The sequence below is a fragment of the Pseudonocardia ammonioxydans genome (assembly GCF_900115005.1).
Lineage (GTDB): Bacteria > Actinomycetota > Actinomycetes > Mycobacteriales > Pseudonocardiaceae > Pseudonocardia > Pseudonocardia ammonioxydans.
Window position 1 is genome coordinate 18,081 of the sequence record NZ_FOUY01000014.1, and the last position, 19,525, is coordinate 37,605.

17 protein-coding genes and 1 pseudogene are annotated in these 19,525 nt (G+C 75.3%); 10 read left to right on the plus strand and 8 right to left on the minus strand.

Annotated features, from left to right (window positions below; genetic code table 11):
• Window positions 1–6 precede the first annotated feature (6 nt).
• From pstS to BM093_RS14970, 3 genes are all read right to left on the minus strand, one after another.
• Complete coding sequence (gene pstS, locus BM093_RS14960; RefSeq protein ID WP_093343259.1) at window positions 7–1,119, minus strand: phosphate ABC transporter substrate-binding protein PstS; 1,113 nt, start codon at window positions 1,117–1,119, stop codon at window positions 7–9.
• Window positions 1,120–1,312: 193 nt separating this feature from the next.
• Complete coding sequence (gene mshD / locus BM093_RS14965; RefSeq protein WP_093343261.1) at window positions 1,313–2,200, minus strand: mycothiol synthase; 888 nt, start codon at window positions 2,198–2,200, stop codon at window positions 1,313–1,315.
• Window positions 2,201–2,213: 13 nt separating this feature from the next.
• Window positions 2,214–3,011: a winged helix-turn-helix transcriptional regulator gene (locus BM093_RS14970; protein ID WP_093343263.1), complete on the minus strand. Its 798-nt coding sequence runs from the start codon at window positions 3,009–3,011 to the stop codon at window positions 2,214–2,216.
• Between the two features lie 206 nt (window positions 3,012–3,217).
• On the opposite strand from BM093_RS14970, the gene BM093_RS14975 reads away from it, so the two are divergent.
• From BM093_RS14975 to BM093_RS14985, 4 genes are all read left to right on the plus strand, one after another.
• Window positions 3,218–4,078 (plus strand): LmeA family phospholipid-binding protein, encoded by an 861-nt coding sequence (locus BM093_RS14975; protein ID WP_177238491.1) that lies wholly within the window; start codon window positions 3,218–3,220, stop codon window positions 4,076–4,078.
• A gap of 25 nt (window positions 4,079–4,103) precedes the next feature.
• The gene (locus BM093_RS38355) at window positions 4,104–4,223 is read left to right on the plus strand and encodes a putative leader peptide (protein ID WP_425439157.1); all 120 of its coding nucleotides are present in this window, start codon (window positions 4,104–4,106) and stop codon (window positions 4,221–4,223) included.
• A 296-nt stretch (window positions 4,224–4,519) separates the two neighbouring features.
• Window positions 4,520–5,356: a sulfurtransferase gene (locus BM093_RS14980; protein ID WP_093343269.1), complete on the plus strand. Its 837-nt coding sequence runs from the start codon at window positions 4,520–4,522 to the stop codon at window positions 5,354–5,356.
• Window positions 5,357–5,358: 2 nt separating this feature from the next.
• A complete protein-coding gene (locus BM093_RS14985; protein ID WP_093343272.1) occupies window positions 5,359–5,658 on the plus strand; it encodes a DUF1416 domain-containing protein in 300 nt (99 codons plus the stop codon).
• Between the two features lie 121 nt (window positions 5,659–5,779).
• Here the strand turns inward: BM093_RS14985 and BM093_RS14990 are convergent, their stop codons facing one another.
• From BM093_RS14990 to BM093_RS15000, 3 genes are all read right to left on the minus strand, one after another.
• A complete protein-coding gene (locus BM093_RS14990) occupies window positions 5,780–6,454 on the minus strand; it encodes a GntR family transcriptional regulator (protein ID WP_218162782.1) in 675 nt (224 codons plus the stop codon).
• 77 nt (window positions 6,455–6,531) lie between these two features.
• Window positions 6,532–8,157 carry a flavin-containing monooxygenase gene (locus BM093_RS14995; RefSeq protein WP_093343274.1) on the minus strand — a complete coding sequence of 542 codons (1,626 nt, stop codon included), beginning with the start codon at window positions 8,155–8,157 and terminating at the stop codon, window positions 6,532–6,534.
• A gap of 62 nt (window positions 8,158–8,219) precedes the next feature.
• Window positions 8,220–9,158 carry an alpha/beta hydrolase gene (locus tag BM093_RS15000; protein WP_093343277.1) on the minus strand — a complete coding sequence of 313 codons (939 nt, stop codon included), beginning with the start codon at window positions 9,156–9,158 and terminating at the stop codon, window positions 8,220–8,222.
• 432 nt (window positions 9,159–9,590) lie between these two features.
• Between BM093_RS15000 and BM093_RS15005 the strand changes: the two genes are divergently transcribed.
• From BM093_RS15005 to BM093_RS15020, 4 genes are read left to right on the plus strand one after another with little or no spacing between them, the layout of a single operon-like run.
• Window positions 9,591–9,779: a hypothetical protein gene (locus tag BM093_RS15005; RefSeq protein ID WP_093343279.1), complete on the plus strand. Its 189-nt coding sequence runs from the start codon at window positions 9,591–9,593 to the stop codon at window positions 9,777–9,779.
• A complete protein-coding gene (locus BM093_RS15010) occupies window positions 9,776–10,405 on the plus strand; it encodes a heme-binding beta-barrel domain-containing protein (RefSeq protein ID WP_425439158.1) in 630 nt (209 codons plus the stop codon). The genes BM093_RS15005 and BM093_RS15010 overlap by 4 nt, the downstream gene beginning before the upstream one ends.
• A gap of 9 nt (window positions 10,406–10,414) precedes the next feature.
• Entirely contained in the window at window positions 10,415–11,038 is a 624-nt protein-coding gene (locus BM093_RS15015; protein WP_093343281.1) for a 5-oxoprolinase subunit B family protein, read from the plus strand.
• Window positions 11,035–11,901 (plus strand): 5-oxoprolinase subunit C family protein, encoded by an 867-nt coding sequence (locus BM093_RS15020; RefSeq protein ID WP_093343284.1) that lies wholly within the window; start codon window positions 11,035–11,037, stop codon window positions 11,899–11,901. The genes BM093_RS15015 and BM093_RS15020 overlap by 4 nt, the downstream gene beginning before the upstream one ends.
• Here the strand turns inward: BM093_RS15020 and BM093_RS15025 are convergent, their stop codons facing one another.
• Together BM093_RS15025 and BM093_RS15030 are read right to left on the minus strand one after the other, a co-directional pair.
• Window positions 11,902–14,847: a hypothetical protein gene (locus tag BM093_RS15025; protein WP_093343286.1), complete on the minus strand. Its 2,946-nt coding sequence runs from the start codon at window positions 14,845–14,847 to the stop codon at window positions 11,902–11,904. It lies immediately after the preceding gene.
• A gap of 44 nt (window positions 14,848–14,891) precedes the next feature.
• Window positions 14,892–17,468, minus strand: a complete 2,577-nt coding sequence (locus BM093_RS15030; RefSeq protein ID WP_093343289.1) for a hypothetical protein — start codon at window positions 17,466–17,468, stop codon at window positions 14,892–14,894.
• A 235-nt stretch (window positions 17,469–17,703) separates the two neighbouring features.
• On the opposite strand from BM093_RS15030, the pseudogene BM093_RS15035 reads away from it, so the two are divergent.
• Window positions 17,704–18,108: pseudogene (locus tag BM093_RS15035) on the plus strand (Fur family transcriptional regulator); the annotation flags it as partial.
• 140 nt (window positions 18,109–18,248) lie between these two features.
• Complete coding sequence (gene ygfZ, locus BM093_RS15040; protein WP_093343292.1) at window positions 18,249–19,358, plus strand: CAF17-like 4Fe-4S cluster assembly/insertion protein YgfZ; 1,110 nt, start codon at window positions 18,249–18,251, stop codon at window positions 19,356–19,358.
• Window positions 19,359–19,525: the final 167 nt, after the last annotated feature.

The following is a 19,525-nucleotide window of genomic DNA, read 5'->3' on the forward strand; positions in this document are numbered from 1 at the left end:
CGTCCCTCAGCCGCCGGCCGAGATGCGGTCGATCACCGGGGTGATCTGGTTGCGGAGGTTCTCCGACAGCGGTGCGGAGCCGGCGGCCTCGGCCGCGGCCTGCTGACCGGCGTCGCTGACGACGTAGTTCAGGAACGCCTTGGTGACGTCGGCCTGTTCCTGGTCGGCGTAGGTCGGGCAAGCCATCAGGTAGGAGACCAGCACGACCGGGTAGGCGCCGCCCGCGGCGGTGCGGTTGAGGTCGAACGCGAACGAGGTGTCGCCCTGGCCCTCGACCCGCTGGGACTCCTCGAGGATCTTCGCGGCGGCCTCGGCGGTCGGCGCGACGTTCTGGTCGCCCAGCTTGACGTTGGCCATCTTCAGGTCGCCGGCCTGCGAGGCGTCGGCGTAGCCGATCGTGCCGTTGCCGGCGTTCACCGCGCCGATGACACCGGAGGTGCCCTGCGCGGCCTCGCCGCCCTGGACCGGCCAGTTGCCGTCGGCCTCGTGCGGCCAGGCCTCGGGCGCGGCCTGGTTCATGAACTCGGTGAGGTTCTCGGTGGTGCCCGACTCGTCGGAGCGGTGCACCGGGGTGATCGGCGTGGCCGGGAGCTGGACGCCGGGGTTGTCGGCGGCGATCGCCGGGTCGTTCCAGGTCGTGATCTTGCCGTCGAAGATGCCGGCGATCGTGGCCGGGGCCAGGTTGAGGTTGTCGACGCCGTCGACCTTGTAGACGATCCCGATCGGCGAGACGTAGTTCGGGATCTCGATGACCGAGCCGCCGCAGCGCTGGCGCGCCTGTTCGAGCTGCTCGTCCTTCAGGTAGGCGTCGGAGCCGGCGAACTGGACGCCGCCCTCGGCGAACTGGGTACGGCCCCCGCCGGAACCGACCGGGTCGTAGTTGACGGTCGCGTCCGGGTTGGCGTTGCCGAACCCGGCGATCCAGGCCTGCATGGCGGCCTGCTGCGAGCTGGCACCGGCACCGGAGATGGTGCCGGACACGCCCTGCCCCTCGGCAGCGCCACCGCCGCCGCCCCCACCCTCGTTGGCGGCACCGCAACCGGCGACGAACAACGCGGTGGTCGTGGCGATCCCGACGGCCGCCAGGCGCGCCCGGGGCGCGCGCCGCTTGGTCTTCACTGCAGGTTCCTCCGTGATCGGCTCGAGCCGCTTCGACGGCCCGGGAAGGCCGTTCTGTCCCGAACGCTAGGAGCCGACATTGGACGCAGACCCCACGGAAGATGAACGCCGGATGAACAGGGCCGCCGGACGGGTGGATCCACATCACACGATCGACGGGCGGTGATCGTCGGGCGGTGACCCGCGGAGAGCGTCAGCGGGCGTAGTTCACGTCGGCGGCGTGAACGGTGAACCCGAGGCGCTCGTAGACGGCCACCGCCGGGGCGTTGTCGGCCTCGACGTAGAGCAGCACCGTGCCCAGCCCGCGGTCGCGCAGGTGGTGGAGCCCGGCCAGGGTCAGCACCCGGCCCAGCCCGCGGCCGTGCGCCGCCGGGTCGACCCCGAGCACGTAGACCTCCCCCATCGGCTCGCCGGTGTCGGTCTCGGCGCCGGGGTGCACCTTCGTCCAGTGGTAGCCGAGCAGCGTGCCGTCCGCGCCGGTCGCGAGCAGGAACCCCTCGGCGTCGAACCAGTGCTCGGCCTGCCGGGCGGCGAGCTCGTGGCCGGTCCAGCCGCCCTGCTCGGGGTGCCAGTCGAACGCGGCGTTGTTGACGCGGAGGAACTCGGCGTCGTCCCGGCCGGGCACGAACGAGCGCAGCGTGACCCCGTCCGGCAGCTGCACCTGCGGCAGCGGGCTGCTCAGCGGGCGGCGCATCTGCCAGAGCACCCGGTCCCGGCGGTACCCGCGGCGCCCGGCCAGCGCCCGCGCGGCGTCGAGGTCGCCGTGCGCCCACACGTGCGGCTCCGGGGTCAGCCCCTCCAGCGCCGCGACCAGTGCGGTCCCCACCCCGCGCCGGCGCTCCTGCGGGTGCACGACCATCTCGGCGTAGCCGCCGTCGAGCTGGGCGTAGCCGGCGACCGGACGCCCGGCGCCGGGCACGACGACGTGGTGCACGCCCTCCCGGGTGCCGCCGGCCCGCAGGGTGAGCAGGAACTGCTCGGAGAAGGGGTCCGCGCCGTCGCTCGCGCCGGCCGCCGCCAGCAGGTCGTGCACCGCGGCGGCGGTGTCGGCGTCCAGTTCGGTCAGCACCTGCGGGTCCACGGGCCGGACCCTACTAGCGGGACGAGAGGCTTCCGGGCGTTCCACGCCCCGGCCGGGTGGGGCGGGCCGCCCCCGGCAGCCGTCGCTCGGGGGGATCGGGGTCGGCGTCGGCCTCCGGGCGGCCCGGCGGGGCGGTCAGCCCGCCCCGGGACGGCCGGACGAACTTGTAGCCGACGTTGCGCACGGTGCCGATCATCTGCTCGTGCTCGCCGCCGAGCTTGGCACGCAGCCGCCGCACGTGGACGTCGACGGTGCGGGTGCCGCCGAAGAAGTCGTAGCCCCAGACCTCCTGCAGCAGCTGGGCCCGGGTGAACACCCGCCCGGCGTGCTGGGCGAGGTACTTGAGCAGCTCGAACTCCTTGTAGGTGAGCTCGAGCAGGCGTCCCTTGAGCCGCGCCGAGTACGTGGCCTCGTCGATCACCAGCTCGCCGAGCACCAGCGCACCGCCGCCGGAGGCGGACTCCACGCCCGGGCGGGAGCGCAGCAGCCGCAGCCGGGCGTCGACCTCGGCCGGGCCGGTGGTGGGCAGGAGGATCTCATCGACCACCCACTCCCCCGAGACCGCGACCAGTCCACCCTCGTTGAGCACGGCGATCACCGGCACCTCGGTCCCCGTGCTGCCGAGCAGCCGGCACAGGCTCCGGGCCGCCACCAGGTCGGTCCGGGCGTCGACGACGACCGCGTCGTGCGGCCCGGCGTCGAGCAGCGCGGCCACCTCGGGGGCGGCGGTCCGCACGCTGTGCGGCAGCAGGGCCAGGGCGGGCAGGACCGTGGCCGCGTCCGGAGCCGTGGTCAGCAGGAGCAGTTCCATGGACTCCTCCTCTCGCGATACGGGGACGATACCGGTGCGTCACCCGCCGGTCAGCGGAGCGCGATCCGTCTCACGCCGTGGAACCGCCCGCGCGGCACCGGCGTCGTCGCCGACCGGGGGTCGCCTGCCGGCCCCCTGTGCGGGCTCTCTACCGTCTGGAGGTTCGACATCCCTGCTGCTGGGAGGCCGCCGTGGGAGGTACTGCCGTGGGAGGCCCCGACCGTCCGGGCACCGATCGCCGCGGCACCGTGACCCGGGTGGTCGCCGCCGTGCTGGCCGTGGCGGGCCTGCTCGTCCTCGCCGACCTCGGCACCGCGGCCGCCGCGGAGTCCGGGATCGCCCGCCAGATGCGCGACCGGCTCGGCCTCCCGGAGGATCCCGCGGTCCGGGTGCACGGCTTCTCCTTCCTCGCCCAGGCCGCGACCGGCCGCTACGACCAGGTCGAGGTCGCGATGCGCCGGGTGCCGATCGGCCCGCTGCGCACGCCGGAGATCCAGGCCCGGTTCCACGGCGTGCGCGCTCCGCTGTCCGACCTGGCCGGTTCCGGCCCGGCCTCGTTCCGGGCGGCCGCTGCGGAGGGCATCGTGCGGATCGGGCCGATGGACGTACGACGGCTGGTGGTCGCCGACGGCGGCCCGGCCGCCGGGGTGGAACGCCTGACCGTCGAGGAGGTCGACGCCAACGCGATCGACGAGACCGTCCGCGACGGCGGGGACCCGGCGCTGCGCGGGCTCGACCCGCGCACGGCGGGGCTGTTCGTCGCCGAGATGCCGGTCGACGGGGCCGACGCCCGGGTCGCGGTGCTGAGCTCGCTGCTGGTCTCGGACGGGTCGCTGCGGATCGTCCCGCTCGACGTGCGCGAGTACGAGACCGGCGACCCCGTCCCGGACGCGGTGCACGACTCGCTGATGCAGGCGATGGCGGTCGAGATCGACCCGGGGACGCTGCCCCTCGGGGTCACCCCGACCTCGGCGTCGGTGCCCGAGTTCAACGTCCTGGAGATCTCCGGGACGGCGCGGGACGTGAGCATCGGCGAGGCTGCGGGGAGCGCCCGCTCCACGAGCTGACCGCCGGGCCGGCCGGCGGCAGAAAATGGACGGGTGTGCGGACAGGCCCGGGTCGGCTACCCTCGCGGATGTGAACTGGCCGCTGACCCGACGCCGCGCGGTTGATCTGTGCCGTCTGGCCGGCTGCCTCTGTCTGAACTCCTGACCCGCGATCCCTGAGCCGCGCGTCGCAGCGACGCCCGGCCGCACCGGTCGATCAGGAGCCCCTGCCGGGTACCGCCCGCGGACCCGTGTGTGCCGAGCCGGCCCGCACGGCCCGCTCCGCACCGATGATCGGCACGGACGTCCGGACCGCCGCTGCTGCGCGCCGCGGCCGGCGACGCCGGGATCGCGAGCACCCACGGACCTCGCCCGGCCGCGTACCCACCCGGCCGGCGGCGACGTCCGATCACGACAGTCCTGACCCGCCACCCAGCACACCACTTCGGGAGAGATTCGATCATGAGCCGCGAGGACGTCCTCGTCACCGCCGACTGGGCGGAGCAGAACCTGGAGACCGACGGGGTGGTGTTCCTCGAGGTCGACGAGGACACCACCGCCTACGACGGGGGCCACATCCCCGGTGCGGTCAAGGTCAACTGGACCGACGAGCTGCAGGACCCGGTCCGCCGCGACATCGTCACCAAGGAGCAGTTCGAGCAGCTGCTCTCGGCCAAGGGCGTCGGCAACGACGACCTGGTGGTGCTCTACGGCGGCAACAACAACTGGTTCGCCGCCTACGCCTACTGGGAGTTCAAGCTCTACGGCCACGACAAGGTCGTCCTGCTCGACGGCGGCCGCAAGAAGTGGGAGCTCGACGGCCGCACGCTGAGCACCGACACCAAGGACCGCCCGGCGACCAGCTACACCGCGAAGGACGCCGACACCTCGATCCGGGCGTTCCGCGACGAGGTCGTCGACGCGATCGACACCAAGAACCTCGTCGACGTCCGCTCGCCCGACGAGTTCTCCGGCAAGATCCTGGCCCCGGCCCACCTGCCGCAGGAGCAGTCGCAGCGCCCGGGCCACATCCCGTCGGCGATCAACATCCCGTGGTCGAAGGCGGCCAACGAGGACGGCACCTTCAAGTCGAACGAGGAGCTGGCCTCCCTCTACAAGGAGGCCGGGTTCGACGAGGGCCGCCCGACCATCGCCTACTGCCGCATCGGCGAGCGCTCGAGCCACACCTGGGTGGTGCTGCGCGAGCTGCTGGGCCACACCGACGTCAAGAACTACGACGGCAGCTGGACCGAGTACGGCTCGATGATCGGCGTGCCGATCGAGCTGGGAGCGAAGTAACCATGTGCGGAGCACCCGACCAGTCCCTGACCCTGCCCGCCGGCACCGACCTGGAGAAGGAGACGGTGCTGGCCGGACGCGTCGTGGCCGGTGGCGAGCCGGTCGGCGGCGCGTTCGTCCGGCTGCTGGACGGCACCGGCGAGTTCACCGCGGAGGTCGTGTCCTCGGCCTCGGGTGACTTCCGGTTCTTCGCCGCCCCGGGCAGCTGGACCGTCCGTGCGCTGTCGCGCTCGGGCAACGGCCAGGCCGAGCTCGTCGTCGACGGCCCGGGCCTGCACCAGGCCGAGGTGCTCGTGAGCTGACCACGAGCACGCTCGTTCGCGAGCACACTGATTCGCGAACACCCCCGACCCACGAGAACACGGCCGCCGCCCCGGACCCCGTTGTCCGGGGCGGCGGTCGTTCGTGGACGACGCCGACCGTTCAGTCGGCCTCGTCCGCGTCCACACCGGCGTCGGTGCCGGTCTCGGCGAGCAGCTCGCGGCACTGCCGGTAGATGTCCCGGTAGCGCTCGACGGCGCCGGCCCGGTCGTCCCGCTCGAGCAGCGCGAGCACCGCCCGGTAGCCCTGGACCCACACCGTCCACATCCGGTCGTCGTAGCCGAGGGCCAGGATCCGCTGGCTCCGGGTGACGGTCAGGTCGACGTGGGTCTGCAGCTCGCGGTTCCCGCTCGCCATGATCATGATCGTGCTGAAGTCGGCGCCCGCCACGGAGGCGAGCATGAGGTCCTTGCGGGCCAGCCCCTCCTCGAACTCCGCCAGCCGGGTGCGGAGCCGGTCGAGGTGGTCGTCGGTGAGGTTGTCGATCCCCCACTCGACGCCCGCGCAGGCGAGCACCCCCATGACGTCGAGCAGTTCGACGGCGTTCTTGGTCGTCACGACCGCGACCCGGCGGACCCGGTTCGGGGCCACGTCGACCAGTCCCTCCGCCACCAGCTGCGCGATGGCCTCGCGCACCGGGGTGATGCTGACGCCGAGCCGGGCGGCCAGCTCCGCGTCCTTGATCACGGTCCCCGGAGCCAGCCCGCCGGTCACGATCTCCTTGCGCAGCTGGCGGACGATCGCCTCGCGCCGGGTCGGCGGAACCGAGTAGGTCACGGCGGCGATCCTTCCTCTCCGGCCGGCGGCCGTCACGGGTGGGGTGGGCCGCCCCGCCCCACCCGTGCGCCGCTCCGTCAGGCTGCGCCGGTCAGCGTCGTCTTCTCCAGCCGGAAGCCCTCGTAGTCGTTCGCGGCGATCGCGTCGCACCGTTCCCGGTAGGCACCCACGCCCCCGATGTAGGCCATGAACATCCGTGGCTTGCCCGGCACGTTGGAGCCCATGTACCAGGAGTCGGCCGTCGGGTAGAGCGTCATGTTCCCGACCTCCTCCACGTGCGCGGCCCACTCGTCCTCGGCCTCGGCGGTCGCCTCGATCGTGGTGGCCCCACGCTCGCCCAGTGCGACGATGCAGTCGGTGATCCAGTCCACGTGCTGCTCGATCGAGACGATCATGTTCGACAGGACCGAGGGGCTGGACGGGCCAGTGATCGTGAACAGGTTCGGGAACCCGGCGATCGCGAGACCGAGGTAGGTCCGCGGTCCCTCGGCCCACTTGTCCCGCAGCAGGACCCCGTCCCGGCCCCGGATGTCGATCGCGTTCAGCGCGCCGGTCATCGCGTCGAACCCGGTGGCGAACACGAGGACGTCGAACTCGTGGTCCCGCTCGGAGGTCCGCAGGCCGCGCTCGGTCGCCTCGGTCAACGGCGTCCTGCGCAGGTCCACCAGGTGGACGTGCGGCTCGTTGAACGTCTCGTAGTAGCCGGTGTCCAGGCACGGGCGCTTGGTCCCGAACGGGTAGCTGCGCGGGCTCAGGATCTCCGCGACCTCCGGGTCGGTCACCCGCTCGCGGATCTTCTGTCGGACGAACTCGGCCGCGGTCTCGTTGGCGGCGGCGTCGGCGAGCGTGTCGGTGTAGCCGGCGAGGATGGAGACCAGCGTCCCCTCCTGCCAGCCCGACTCGTACTTGGCGTTGCGCTCGGCCTCCGAGACCGCCAGTGCCGACTCGGTGGCCTCCGGGACCGGCACCCCGAACCCGGAGGTCCGCTGCTTGTCCCGCCACTGCCGGTACTCCGCCTTCATGGCGTCGATCTCGGAGCGCTCGAGCGGCCGGTTGCGGGCCGCGAGCGAGTACGCCGGGGTGCGCTGGAAGACGGTGAGCTCGGCGGCCTGCGCCGCGATGATCGGGATCGACTGCACCCCGGACGAGCCGGTGCCGACCAGGCCCACCCGCAGGCCGGTGAAGTCGACGCCCTCGTGCGGCCAGTGCGCGGTGTGGTACGTCGGCCCGGCGAAGCGCTCCCGACCCGGGATGTCGATCTCCTTCGACCGGGACAGGCAGCCGGTCGCCATGATCAGGTACTGCGCGTCCACCGTCTCGCCGGTGTCGGTGGCGACCCGCCAGCGGCCGGCCGCCTCGTCGTAGTCGGCCGACCCGACGCGGGTGTTGAACGTGACGTCCTTGCGGAGGTCGAACCGGTCGGCGACGTGGTTGACGTAGCGGAGGATCTCCGGCTGGGCGGGATAGCGCTCGGTCCACTCCCACTCCTGCTCCAGCTCCGGGGAGAAGGAGTACGAGTAGGACAGGCTCTCCACGTCGCAGCGGGCACCCGGGTACCGGTTCCAGTACCAGGTGCCGCCCACGCCGTCGCCGGTCTCGAACACCCGGGTGCTCAACCCGAGCTCACGCAGCCGGTACAGCTGGTAGAGGCCCGCGATTCCTGCGCCGACGATCACCGCGTCGACGCTGCGGTCGTTGCTCATTCCGTGGTCCCTTCTGACGTGCGCCGTTGCATGTAGGGGAAAACGGGGTCGGGGGCCGGCCCTCAGGCCGGCTGGGCGTGCGAAGCCAGGTGCCGGTCGATGTGCTCCGCGACGTACTCCAGGCCGGCGTCGGCGCCGGGGAGCACGTTGACCATGGTGAAGAAGCCGTGCATCTGCCCCTCGAACCGGCGGCTCTGCACGGCGACACCGGCCGCGCGCAGCTTCTCCGCGTAGGCCTCGCCCTCGTCGCGCAGCACGTCGTGCTCGGCGGTGAGCACGACCGCGGGCGGGAGCCCGGCCAGGTCGGTGGCCTGCAGCGGGGAGGCGTCGGCACGCCGGCGCGAGGCCTGGTCGGGGGCGTAGTGGTCCCAGAACCAGACCATCGAGTCCCGGCTCAGCATCAGCTGGTTGGACGGGTCGGAGTAGCTGGCGTTGTCCAGGTCGGCGTCGGTGACCGGGTAGACCAGCACCTGGAGCGCGATCGCCGGACCGCCCTCCGCCTTCGCCCGCTGGGCCATGATCGCGGCGAGGTTCCCGCCCGCGCTGTCCCCGCCGACGATCAGCGGCAGGTCGGTCCCGTGCTCGGCGAAGTGCCGGACGCTCCACAGCAGCGCCGCCCACGAGTCCTCCACCGCGACCGGGTAACGGTGCTCGGGGGCCAGGCGGTAGTCGACGAGGACGACGGCCGCGCCGGTCCGCTCGACGATCTTGCGGGCCAGGGTGTCCGACTCGTCCAGCGAGCCGATCACCCAACCGCCGCCGTGGTAGTAGACGAACACCGCACACGGGGCCTCCGGAGCGAGGATCCGCACCGGGACGCTGCCGCCCGCCACCGGGACGGACTCTTCGACCACGTGGGCGACCTCGGGGCCCGGTCCGTACATGTCGCGCAGGGCCCCACCCAGCCCGCGCGCCTCCTCCGGGGTCATCTCGTGGAGCGGCTTCATCCCGCTCTCGGCCATCTGGGCCAGGAAACCTGCGGTTGCCTCGTCGAGCGCCATCGGATCACCTCGTTGTGATGGGGAGGGCGTTCCGCACACCGGTCGATCGGAACGCCGGGCGAACGCTCCCACCGTAAGTCACCGAATGAGGCCTGCATTACACCCGAACGGGTGGACAATGCATTCTGCATCAGGGTGTGCGTCCGGGCGCCGCCGTCCGGGGCACCCCGCTCGTCCGTGCGGCCGTCTCGCTATCGCGGCCGGCACTCACGCACGCGCCCCGAGGGGCACCCTCGTAGCGCTGCCGGGGGCCGCCATGTCCCGTCCGGCGCCGCGGTGTCCCGTCCGCCCGGCTCCGAGGGGCACCCTCGTAGCGCCATGTGCCCCGAGGGTGCCCCTCGGGGCGCGGCAGCGGGGCGCGGCGGCACGCGGGACCCGGGTGCGCGGCGGGCCGGGCCGGCCGGTGGGCGGGTGCTAGTACGCTGGCGCGCCGTGCACTGGTTCTCCACCGGGCTGCTGATCGCCCTCTCCGCGGGAACCGCCGCCTGGGCCGGGTGGCTGCTCCGGCGCCTGTTCGTCGTCGAGCCCGCCCCGGCCTCCGCGGCCACCGACCGTCCCGCCCCGGACGGCGACGCCGACGACCACGACGCCCACGACCACACCGAGGAGCCGACCCCGTGACCAGTTCCGACGACGAGCAGCTGCGGACCACGATCACCGGGCCGGAGAACGCGGCGCCGGACTCGCCGCAGCGCAACCGTCCGCAGTGGAGCGACCTGCCGGTCACCGACGACACGGCGAACCTGCGCCAGGGCCCGGACCTCGACGAGCGCTGCCTGGGCGTGCTGCCGCTGGTGGGCGTCTGGCGCGGGGACGGCGAGATCGTCGACCCGACCGTCGAGGGTGCCCGGCCGTTCGGCCAGCAGCTGACCTTCGCCCACGACGGGCGCCCGTTCCTGACCTTCGAGTCCCGGTCGTGGCTGCTCGGGCCGGACGGCGAGATCGGTGAGCTGCTGGAGCGCGAGACCGGCTTCTGGCGCCCGCAGGAGGACGGCTCGCTGGAGGCCGTCATCGCCGACAGCAGCGGCCTGGTCGAGGTCTTCTACGGCCCCAAGGGCGACATGCGCTCCTGGCAGATCGAGACCGACGCCGTCGCCCGGACCGCGTCGGCGCGGGCCACGGTCGCCTCGAAGCGGCTCTACGGCCTGGTCAACCAGGGCGACCTCGCCTACGTCGACGAGCGCGCGATGGACGGTGGCGAGATGGCCCCGTACATGTCGGCCGTGCTGCGGCGCGTCGTCGGCTGAGCACCACCGGTGGTCGACACCGTGGTGCGCCCGTGCGGGCGGCGGGCGCTGCTGTTCGAGGTGACCTCGGCGGCCGAGGTCGCGGCGATCGTGTCCGCCGTGCGCGCGGCGGAACTGGCCGAGGTGACCGAGCTGGTCCCCGCGGCCCGGACGGTCCTGGTGGAGGTGGCGCCCGGTGCCGCGCTGGACCGGGTGCGCGACGCGGTGCGCACCGCCGACCCGGAGTCGGGCTCGTCCGGCACGGGGACCGTCCACACGATCCCGGTGACCTACGACGGTGCCGACCTCGACCTGGTCGCCCGCACCGCGGGGATCTCCCGGGACGAGGTGGTGGAGCTGCACAGCGGCGCCGAGTACACCGTGGACTTCTGCGGTTTCGCGCCCGGCTTCGGCTACCTGTCCGGACTGCCCGAGCCGCTGCGCCAGCCGCGGCTCGAGAGCTCCCGCACCGCCGTACCCGCCGGGTCGGTGGGGATCGCCGACGTCTACAGCTGCGTGTACCCGCGCCGGTCCCCCGGCGGCTGGCGACTGATCGGCCGGGCGGCGGTGGCCCCCGAGGTCCTGTTCGACCCCGGGGCCGAGCGACCCACCCTGTTCACCCCGGGCGACCGGGTGCGGTTCGAGGCCCGGTGACCGGCGGCCTGCTGGTGCTGCGGTCCGGGCCGCAGGCACTGGTCACCGACCGGGGACGGCCGGGGAACGCGCACCTGGGTGTGCCGCCGTCGGGCGCGCTCGACCGGCCCGCGTACGAGCTGGGGAACCGGCTCGTCGGCAACGACGACGGCGCGGCCGGGCTGGAGCTGCTCGGTGGCGGGGCGCGACTGAGGGCCCGGGGCAACCGCGTCGTCGCCGTGACGGGCGCGCCCGCGCCGGTCACGGTGGACGGCCGGCCCGCCGCCTCGCACACCGCCCTCCACCTTCCGGACGGGGCGACGCTGGAGCTCGGCGCGCCGGTCGGTGGCCTGCGGGTCTACCTCGCCGTCGCCGGCGGTCTGGCGGTCGAGGCCGCGCTGGGCAGCCGGAGCACCGATCTGCTGTCCGGGCTCGGCCCCGCCCCGGTCACCGACGACACCGAGCTGCCGGTGGGGCCCTGGTCCGGGACGCTGCCCGACGCGGGTCCGGTCCCGGTCTCGGTCCCGGACACGGCCGTGCGGCTGCGGGTCCGGCTCGGTCCGCGCGACGACTGGTTCACCGACCCCCGGGCCGCGCTCGCGGGGCCGGAGTGGACGGTGACGGCGGACGGGAACCGGATCGGCATCCGGCTCGAGGGCCCGCCACCGGAACGGCGGCCGGACACCCGGGACCGGGAGCTGCCCAGCGAGGGCATGGTCACCGGTGCGGTGCAGGCACCGCCGGACGGGCCGCCGGTGGTGTTCCTCGCCGACCACCCGACGACCGGCGGTTATCCGGTCGTCGCGGTGGTCGAGCCGTCAGACCTGGCCGTGCTCGCCCAGGCCCTGCCCGGGACCCGGGTGCGGTTCACCGTCCTGGGCTGATCACCCGCGGCCGGCGTCCTCACCGTCCAGGATGGTCCGGACGTCGGCGGTGGCCATGTTCGCCAGCCGTCCGATCTGGACCGGATCGAGGCCGCACTCGTGCAGGTGGCGCACCGCACCGGCGAGGTCGTCACGGCGCCGGCGCAGGACGTCACCGAGCTGCTCGATCCGTTCCTGGGAGTCCCCCAGCAGCCGGGCCGCGTCGACCGCCCGGGTCGGGTCGGCCAGCAGCACCCCGAGCAGCCGGTCCCGCACGTCGACGTCCGCAGCCGGAGCGGTCGGGGCCGACGGCACCACCGACAACGGCAGCTCCTGCTGCTCACCGTTCGTGGTGCCGGCGCCCTCGTCGGGCCGGCGCATCCGCGCCCGCCGCACCGCGCGCGCGGCGAGTGCCTGCTGCACCGCGCGGGACACCGGCTCCGGGCCGATCGGCCGGGCCGGCCCCACCGCCGCGCGCGGGAGCCCGACACCGGCGGGCCGGACGTCGTCGGCACCGGCGTCCGGGTCGGTATCCGGGTCTTCCGTGGCCGAGCCCTCGTCGCTGGGCAGGTCCTCGTGGGCGGGCACCGTGCGTTCGGCCGACCACGGCGGGAGTGGGCCGACGGCGAGACCGTCGGTCACATCGTCGGCGGCCCCCGTGGCGGCACCAGCAACCGCATCGTCGGCAGGATCGGTGCCAGGTCCGGCGGGTGTGCCCTCAGCCGCACCGGCAACCGTGCTGCCGACGATTCCGGCGCTGACCACCGCAGCTGCGCCCGCAGCCGCACCGGCGCCGGTACCGGCCGTCGCGCCGTCACCGGCTCCGGCTCCGGCTCCGGCTCCGGCTCCGGCTCCGGCTCCGGCTCCGGCTCCGGCGACTGTGCCGTCGGCTGCCTCAGCCGTGGTACCGGGGACGGTGCCGTCGGCGGATCCGGCGGTGGCACCAGCAGTCGTGCCATCAGCGGCTGGGGTGACCGTGCTGCCGGCTGCTCCAGCCGTGGCACCGGCGACCGTGCCGTCGACGGCCCCGGCACCGGTCCCGAGCGTCGTTCCGTCGTCGGCCCCGGCAACCGTGCCGCCGGCCGCCCCGGATGTGGCACCAGCGATCGCGTCATCAGCTCCGGCGACCGTGCCGTCGGCCGGCCCAGCCGTGGAACCGGCAGCCGCGCCGTCGACGGATCCGGCACCGGCGACCGTGCCGCCGGCCGCCCCGGCCGTAGCACCGGCGGCACCGTCGTCGACGGCTCCGGCGGCGGTGGCGGCACCGGGCCGGTCGGCCGTCGGGAGGCCGGTCCCGGTGTCATCGACGGCGGGCCTGCCCGTTGCGGATTCGCTGCTCGCTGTCGCGCCGGTCGCCCCGGACTCGGCACCGTCGGGGTCCTGTCCGGGGGAGCCGGCGGCCGCCGGGGCGACGCCGGTGCCGGCGTGGTCCACCTCGGAGCGGGCCGGCTGTCCGGTGCCCGGCCGGGTCGCCTCGAGGGCGGTCCCCGCGGGGCCGGGCCCCTCGCGATCGGGATCCTCGCGATCAGGGCCCTCCTGATCGGAGGCCGCGGTGCGTCGCCTCGCGGCGAAGGCGGCCGCCGCACCGGAGGCGGCGGCGAGCCCGGCAACTGCACCCGTGACGGCTCCGATACCGGAGCGCCCTGCCGCCCGTGGACCGCTCTCCGCCGCGGTGCCGGTGGACCCGGGGTCGGGGGTCGGGCCACCCGGGGCCGCGCCGTCCGCGTGCGTGTGTCCGGGAAGTGCGCTCGCCGGGGGCGCGTCCTGCGGTGCCGTGCTCCGGGGCGGCTCGGCCGAGGGGTCCACCGTCCCGGTCGGTCCGGTGGTCGAGACGTCCTGGTCGTATGACGCGCTCCCCGCGACCGCGGGGTCCGAGGGCTCGGCAACCGGCGATCCGGCGTCCGCCGACCCGCTCCCGTGCAGACCGGATCGCCGCGGGACCGGACTCGGAGCGTCCGCACCGGGAGAACCGGCAGCGCCACCCGGCGCCGGACCCGCCGCGGTGTCCGACGAGGACGTACCGGCGGCGGAAGCATCCGGGCCGCTGTCCGCCGTGGACCCCGATCGGCCGGCGAGCCCGGCCGCGACGGCACCGGTGAGCCCCGCACCGGCAGCAGCAGCCGCACCGGCTCCGGAACCACCGCCGGCCGCGGAGGCGGAGCCGGCGCCCGCGGACGACTCGTCCCCGTGGGACGCCTCGGCACGGGTGGCGTCGGCGGGCGAACCGGTACCGGTCGCGACGGTTCCGCTCGGGCCGGCGGCGTCGAACGCAGTGGTACGGCTCCGGCTACCGGTGGCACCCCGCGGGGTGTCGTCCCCACCCCGGTCGCCGGCGGACGTGCCCGCCGGCGCGGGACGTCCCTCCTCGGGCGTCGTGGTCTCGTTCCGGTCGATGGCGCCGGACTTGCGGCCCCCGAACCCGCCCCACCCCGACCGCGGCGCGGCCGGGTACCGGACCGGACGTGCAGTGACCACACCGTCGTCGAGCCCGGAGCCGGCCGGACGGAGCCCGCGCCGACTGCTCACCGGCTCCTTGCCGGTACGGGCGAGCGTCGCGCTGTCCGGTCGCTCGTCGGCGGGGGCGCGGAGGTTCTCGTGTGCGGGGTCCGGATCCCGGATCGCGTGCCGCCCCGCCGTGGGCGGGGGTGTGGCGTCGGCGGCCTCGGACCGGACGGGGAGGCCGGGGAGCGGGCCGGTGTCCCCGCCGCGTTCGGCGACGACGTCCGCGACGGTCCGCGGCCGGACGGGACGCGGCGGGTCCGCCGGTCCCCCGGCGGCCTCGCCCGTCCAGTCCTCTGCGGACGGTTGCGGGCGTTCGGACGCGTCGGGACGCGCGACGGGCAACGGGTCGGGCGCCGGGGTCCGACGGACCCGCCAGACACCCCACAGGACCAGGACCACCAGCACGCCCGCGCCCACCACCGCCGCGAGCGCGAGGGGCGGGATCGTGAACGAGCCGAGCTGCATGGGCCCGGACCTTATGACGGCCGGGGCCCGTGCGCGTGCAACCGTCAGCTGCTGCGCGTCCCCGAGGACGGCTGCGCGGCGCTCGGCCGACCGGCGCTCGACGAGCCCTGACCGGAGCCGTTCGCACCGTTCGAGCGGCCGTTCGCGGCACCGTTGCCGGAGCCCTCCGCGGAGCCGGATCCCCCGGTACGACCGCCCTGACCGTTGCCCGTCTGCCCGGAGCCGTTGCGGCCGGAGCCGGCACCGGTCGCCCCGGAGCCGCGCCCGGCCGTCGGGTTCACCGTCGTCGGCGGCTCGGCCTCGGTCGCCGACTGCGCCCCCGAATCCTTCTCCTCGCCGTCGGACGACTGCCGGGAACCATCCGTTGGAGTGTCACCGGAACGACGGACGGCGCCGACCGCGACGGTCCGTTCGGCGTCCTCATCGGACTTCCGCTCGGCGTCCTGCCGCGGAACCGCGGACGTCGCCGGCTCGGGCTGCTGGGGCTCCGACGCCGGACGGAAGAGCTCGGCCGCCTCCGGCTCGTCGCCTCCCGGGCGCACCGCGGTGGTGCGCTCGGCGTCCTGCTCGCCCCGGGGCGCCTGGCCGGCCTGCAGACCGGCCGGGGCGGGGCCGGGCCGCGGCGCCGGGGACGGACGGGGTCCCGGCCGCGGACCGGCCTGCCCCGACCCCTGGTCCTGCTGTCCGGGCCGCCCCGGGCCGGGACCGCCGGACTTCGCGGGGCCCGCCTGGCCCGGACGGCCGGAGGACTGTGCGGACGCGGCCTGAGCCGCCCCGCCGGGCTTCTCCGGTCCCTCCTGGCCCGACCGGCCGGAGCTCGCCGAGCCCTGCGGACCGGGCTTGTCGGATGCCGCCTGCTGGCCGGGCTGCCCCGGCCGACCGGGCTTGCCCGGACCGGCCGGACCCGGCCGGGCGGAGCTCCCCGTACCCGCCTGGCCCTGCTGGGCAGAGTTCGCCGACCCCGCCTGGCCCTGCTGCCCCGCCTTCGCCGGGCCCGCCTGGCCCTGCTGGGCGGAGTTCGCCGGGCCCGCCTGGCCCTGCTGCGCCGATTTCCCCGACCCGGCCTGGGCCTGCTGGGGCGAGCTTCCCGACCCGGCCTGGCCCTGCTGGGCCGAGTTCCCCGCGCCCGCCTGGCTCTGCTGGGCCGAGTTCCCCGCCCCCGCCTGACCCTGCTGAGCCGAGTTCCCCGCCCCCGCCTGACCCTGCTGAGCCGAGTTCGCCGCCCCCGCCTGGGCCTGCTGGGGCGAGTTCCCCGACCCCGACTGGGTCTGCTGACCCGCCTTCGCCGGGCCCGGCTTCGCGGCACCCGCCTGCCCCTGCTGCGCGGCGTTCCCCGGAGCGGCCTGCCCCTGCTGTGCCTGTCCCGGGTTGCCGGGGCCCGCCGGACCCGGCCGGGCGGGCTTGCCCGGACCGGACGCGCCCTGCTGACCGGGCCGCCCCGGACCCGCGGCGGCGCCCTGCTGACCGGGCCGGCCGGGACCGGACGGTCCCTGCCGGTCGGCGGGCGCACCGTGCGCCTGGTCGCTGTTCTGGCCACCGTGCGGAGCGACCGGCCGGGCCTGCCGGTCGGAGTCCTGGCGACCGTGCTGCTCACCCCGGCCGTTCTGCCCGGCACCGGAGCCTGCCGACGCGGCCGCGGAGCCGTTCGTCCCGCCCGGCTGACCCGCCGGGCTGCCGGGCCCGGCCGGTCGGCCCGGCTGCGCCGGCCCTGCTGGGCCGTGTTGCTGCTCGGCGGCCGGCCGGCCGCTCTTCTCCTGGCCCGACGACCGGTCACCCGGACCGGACGGCGAGCCTGCGGACCCGGCGGCCTCCGGGCGCGCCCCCGGGTGCGGCGGCCGCCCCGGAGCCGGGGCCCCCGGCGAACCGCCGGGCTGCCCGGGGCCCTGCTGCGCACTCGGCGCGGGCTGCGGGCGCGGGCCGGGACGTGGCGCGGGGGCCGCGTCGCCCGGGCCGGGCGGACGGGCGCCGGCCGGGCGGACCTGCTCACCGCTGTCCCGGCGCCGGTCGCCGGTGTCCCCGTCGCGACCGGGGCGATCGCCCGCGGCCGGCTGCGGGATGCCGGTGCGGGCGTCGCCGTCCGGCTTCTCCGGGCCGGTGGACCGGCCGGCCTCGGCACGCAGCTCGTCACGGCGGCGGGTGAGCTCGCCGACCTCGGCGCGGAGCTTGTCCCCGTGCTCGCGGGCGCGGTCGGCGTCCGCCCGCGCGCGATCGACCTGCTTGCGGGCCTCGGACGTGACGCGCTCGGCGTCGGCCCTGGCCTTGTTCCGGATCTCCTCGGCCTCCTCCTCGGCCTTCTGCAGGATGGCCTGCATCCGGTCGGAGAAGCCGTCGACGCCGCCGGCGTCCTGCGGCGGGGGAGCCGGCCGCGGCGAGGGCCGGGGCCCGGGGCCCGGCTGCGGACCGCCGGGGGCTCCCGGCGCGGGCGCGAAACCACCGGGGGGTGAGGCCGGCATCGGCGGCGGCATCGGCCGGCTCCGCAGTGCGTCGATGTCGGCCCGCATGCGGCCCATCACCCGCTGCATCTGGACGATGTGCTCGTCCACCTGCTTGCGGTCGTATCCGCGGAGTACGACGTCGAACCGCGGGGAACCGCCCGGGCGGTCCGCCCCGTCTGCCGTCATCGCCTCTCCTCACACAGGTCGTCCGGCATTGCGCAGGGCCCTCGCACCCGGGCACACCCGGCTCGACCCTGTCGAACAGAGTAGCCGCGCGTGCGCCGTCGCGGCGAACTCCGCGACTGCCGGGCGTCCCCCATCGGCGTGGCGGCTCCCGTGACCGGCGATCCCGTGACAAGATGTGCGGCTACCGTTCGCGCGTCCCCGAGCCTACCGGGCCGGAACGAATACCATCGGTGGCGTGGACACCTCGCTGAAGGGCACGCTGCACAAGCGCGGTCTGCGGATGACGCCCCAACGCCAGCTCGTGCTGGACGCTGTGCGCGAGCTGGGACACGCGACCCCCGAGCAGGTGTGCACCCGTGTGCAGGCCACCGCACCAGCCGTCAACATCACGACCGTCTACCGGACGCTGGACCTGCTCGAGGACCTCGGGGTCGTCCGGCACGCCCACCTCGGGCACGGCGCCCCGACCTACTCCGAGCACCAGCACCGGCACCTGCACCTCGTCTGTCACGACTGCGGCCGGGTCGACGAGGCGCCGGCCGAGCTGCTGTCCGATGTGGCAAGTCGCACGCGAGCCGAGCTCGGCTTCCACCTCGACTCGACGCACGTGGCGCTCTCGGGCACCTGCGCGGACTGCTCCGGCGCGAGCAGCACCACCGCCGGAGGCGGCACGGCCGGCACCACCGCCGGAGGCGGCACGATCAGCACGATCGAGACCAGCACGACCGACCAGAACGACGACGCGGCCTCCGCCTCCCCGGAGGCCGTGAAGGGAGACCGGTGACCACATCCGGACCCGAGCAGGACACCGACCAGACCCCGGACCCGGACACCGCCGTCCCGGCCCACCACGGCGACCCGCCTGCCGAGCAACGGGCGATGGCCCGCTCGGCCGCCGTGGTCGACCGTGGTCACCGCGACGTGCTCGCGGTCACCGGCGAGGAGCGGCTCTCCTGGCTGCACCTGCTGCTCACCCAGCACGTCAGTGAGCTCCCGGCCGACACCGGCACCGAGGCACTGGTGCTGGACGCGCAGGGCCGCGTGCTGCACCACATGGCCGTCGCCTCCACGGGGGACGCCGTCTACCTCGACACCGAGCCCGGCGACGGCGCGGCGCTGCTGGACTACCTCACCAAGATGGTGTTCTGGTCGGCGGTCGAGCCGCGGGACGCCACCGGCGAGCTGGCCGTGCTGAGCGTCGTCGGCCCCGAGGTCCCGGCCGTGCTCGAGAAGGCCGGGCTGCCGCTGCCGCCCCCACCGCACGGGGTGGCCGGGCTCGACGGCGGCGGGTTCGTCCGCCGCACGCCGTGGCCGGGGCGCGACGCGGTCGACGTGGTGGTGCCGCGGGACGCGAAGGACACGTGGTGGTCCGCGCTGACCGCCGCCGGCGCCCGCGCCGCCGGGACCATCGCGTTCGAGGCGCTGCGGGTGGAGTCGCGCGCCCCGCGGCTGCGCCGGGACACCGACGAGCGGACGATCCCGCACGAGGTCGGCTGGATCGGCCCCGCCGTGCACCTGACCAAGGGGTGCTACCGCGGGCAGGAGACGGTGGCGCGGGTCGCCAACCTCGGCCGTCCACCGCGCCGCCAGGTGCTGCTGCTGCTCGACGCCGGCGACGAGGAACTGCCCCGCACCGGCGACCCGGTGCACCGGGACGGCCGTGCGGTCGGCCGGGTCGGCACGGTCGTGCAGCACCACGAGCTGGGGCCGATCGCGCTGGCCCTGCTGAAGCGGTCCGTGCCGGTGGACGCCGAGCTGACCGCGGGGACCGAGGAGCGTGTCTCGCCGGCCACGGTCGACCCGGACTCCTACGAGGCCGACCCGGACAGCCCGCCGCCCGGACGCGTCGCGCGGGAGCGGACCGGCGGCGGCCCGGGACGCCGCGCCTGACCTGGGCGAGGTGAGCACACCCCGCGCGGGGTCCGGCCGGCACCCCTCCGGACCTCGCGCGAGGCGCCGTGGACGTACGTCCGGCTGTGACGCGGGGCGGCCACGTCGCACTCACCGGCGTGAACAAGGTACGGTTACGACCACGACATTGATGAGACGAGAGGGGC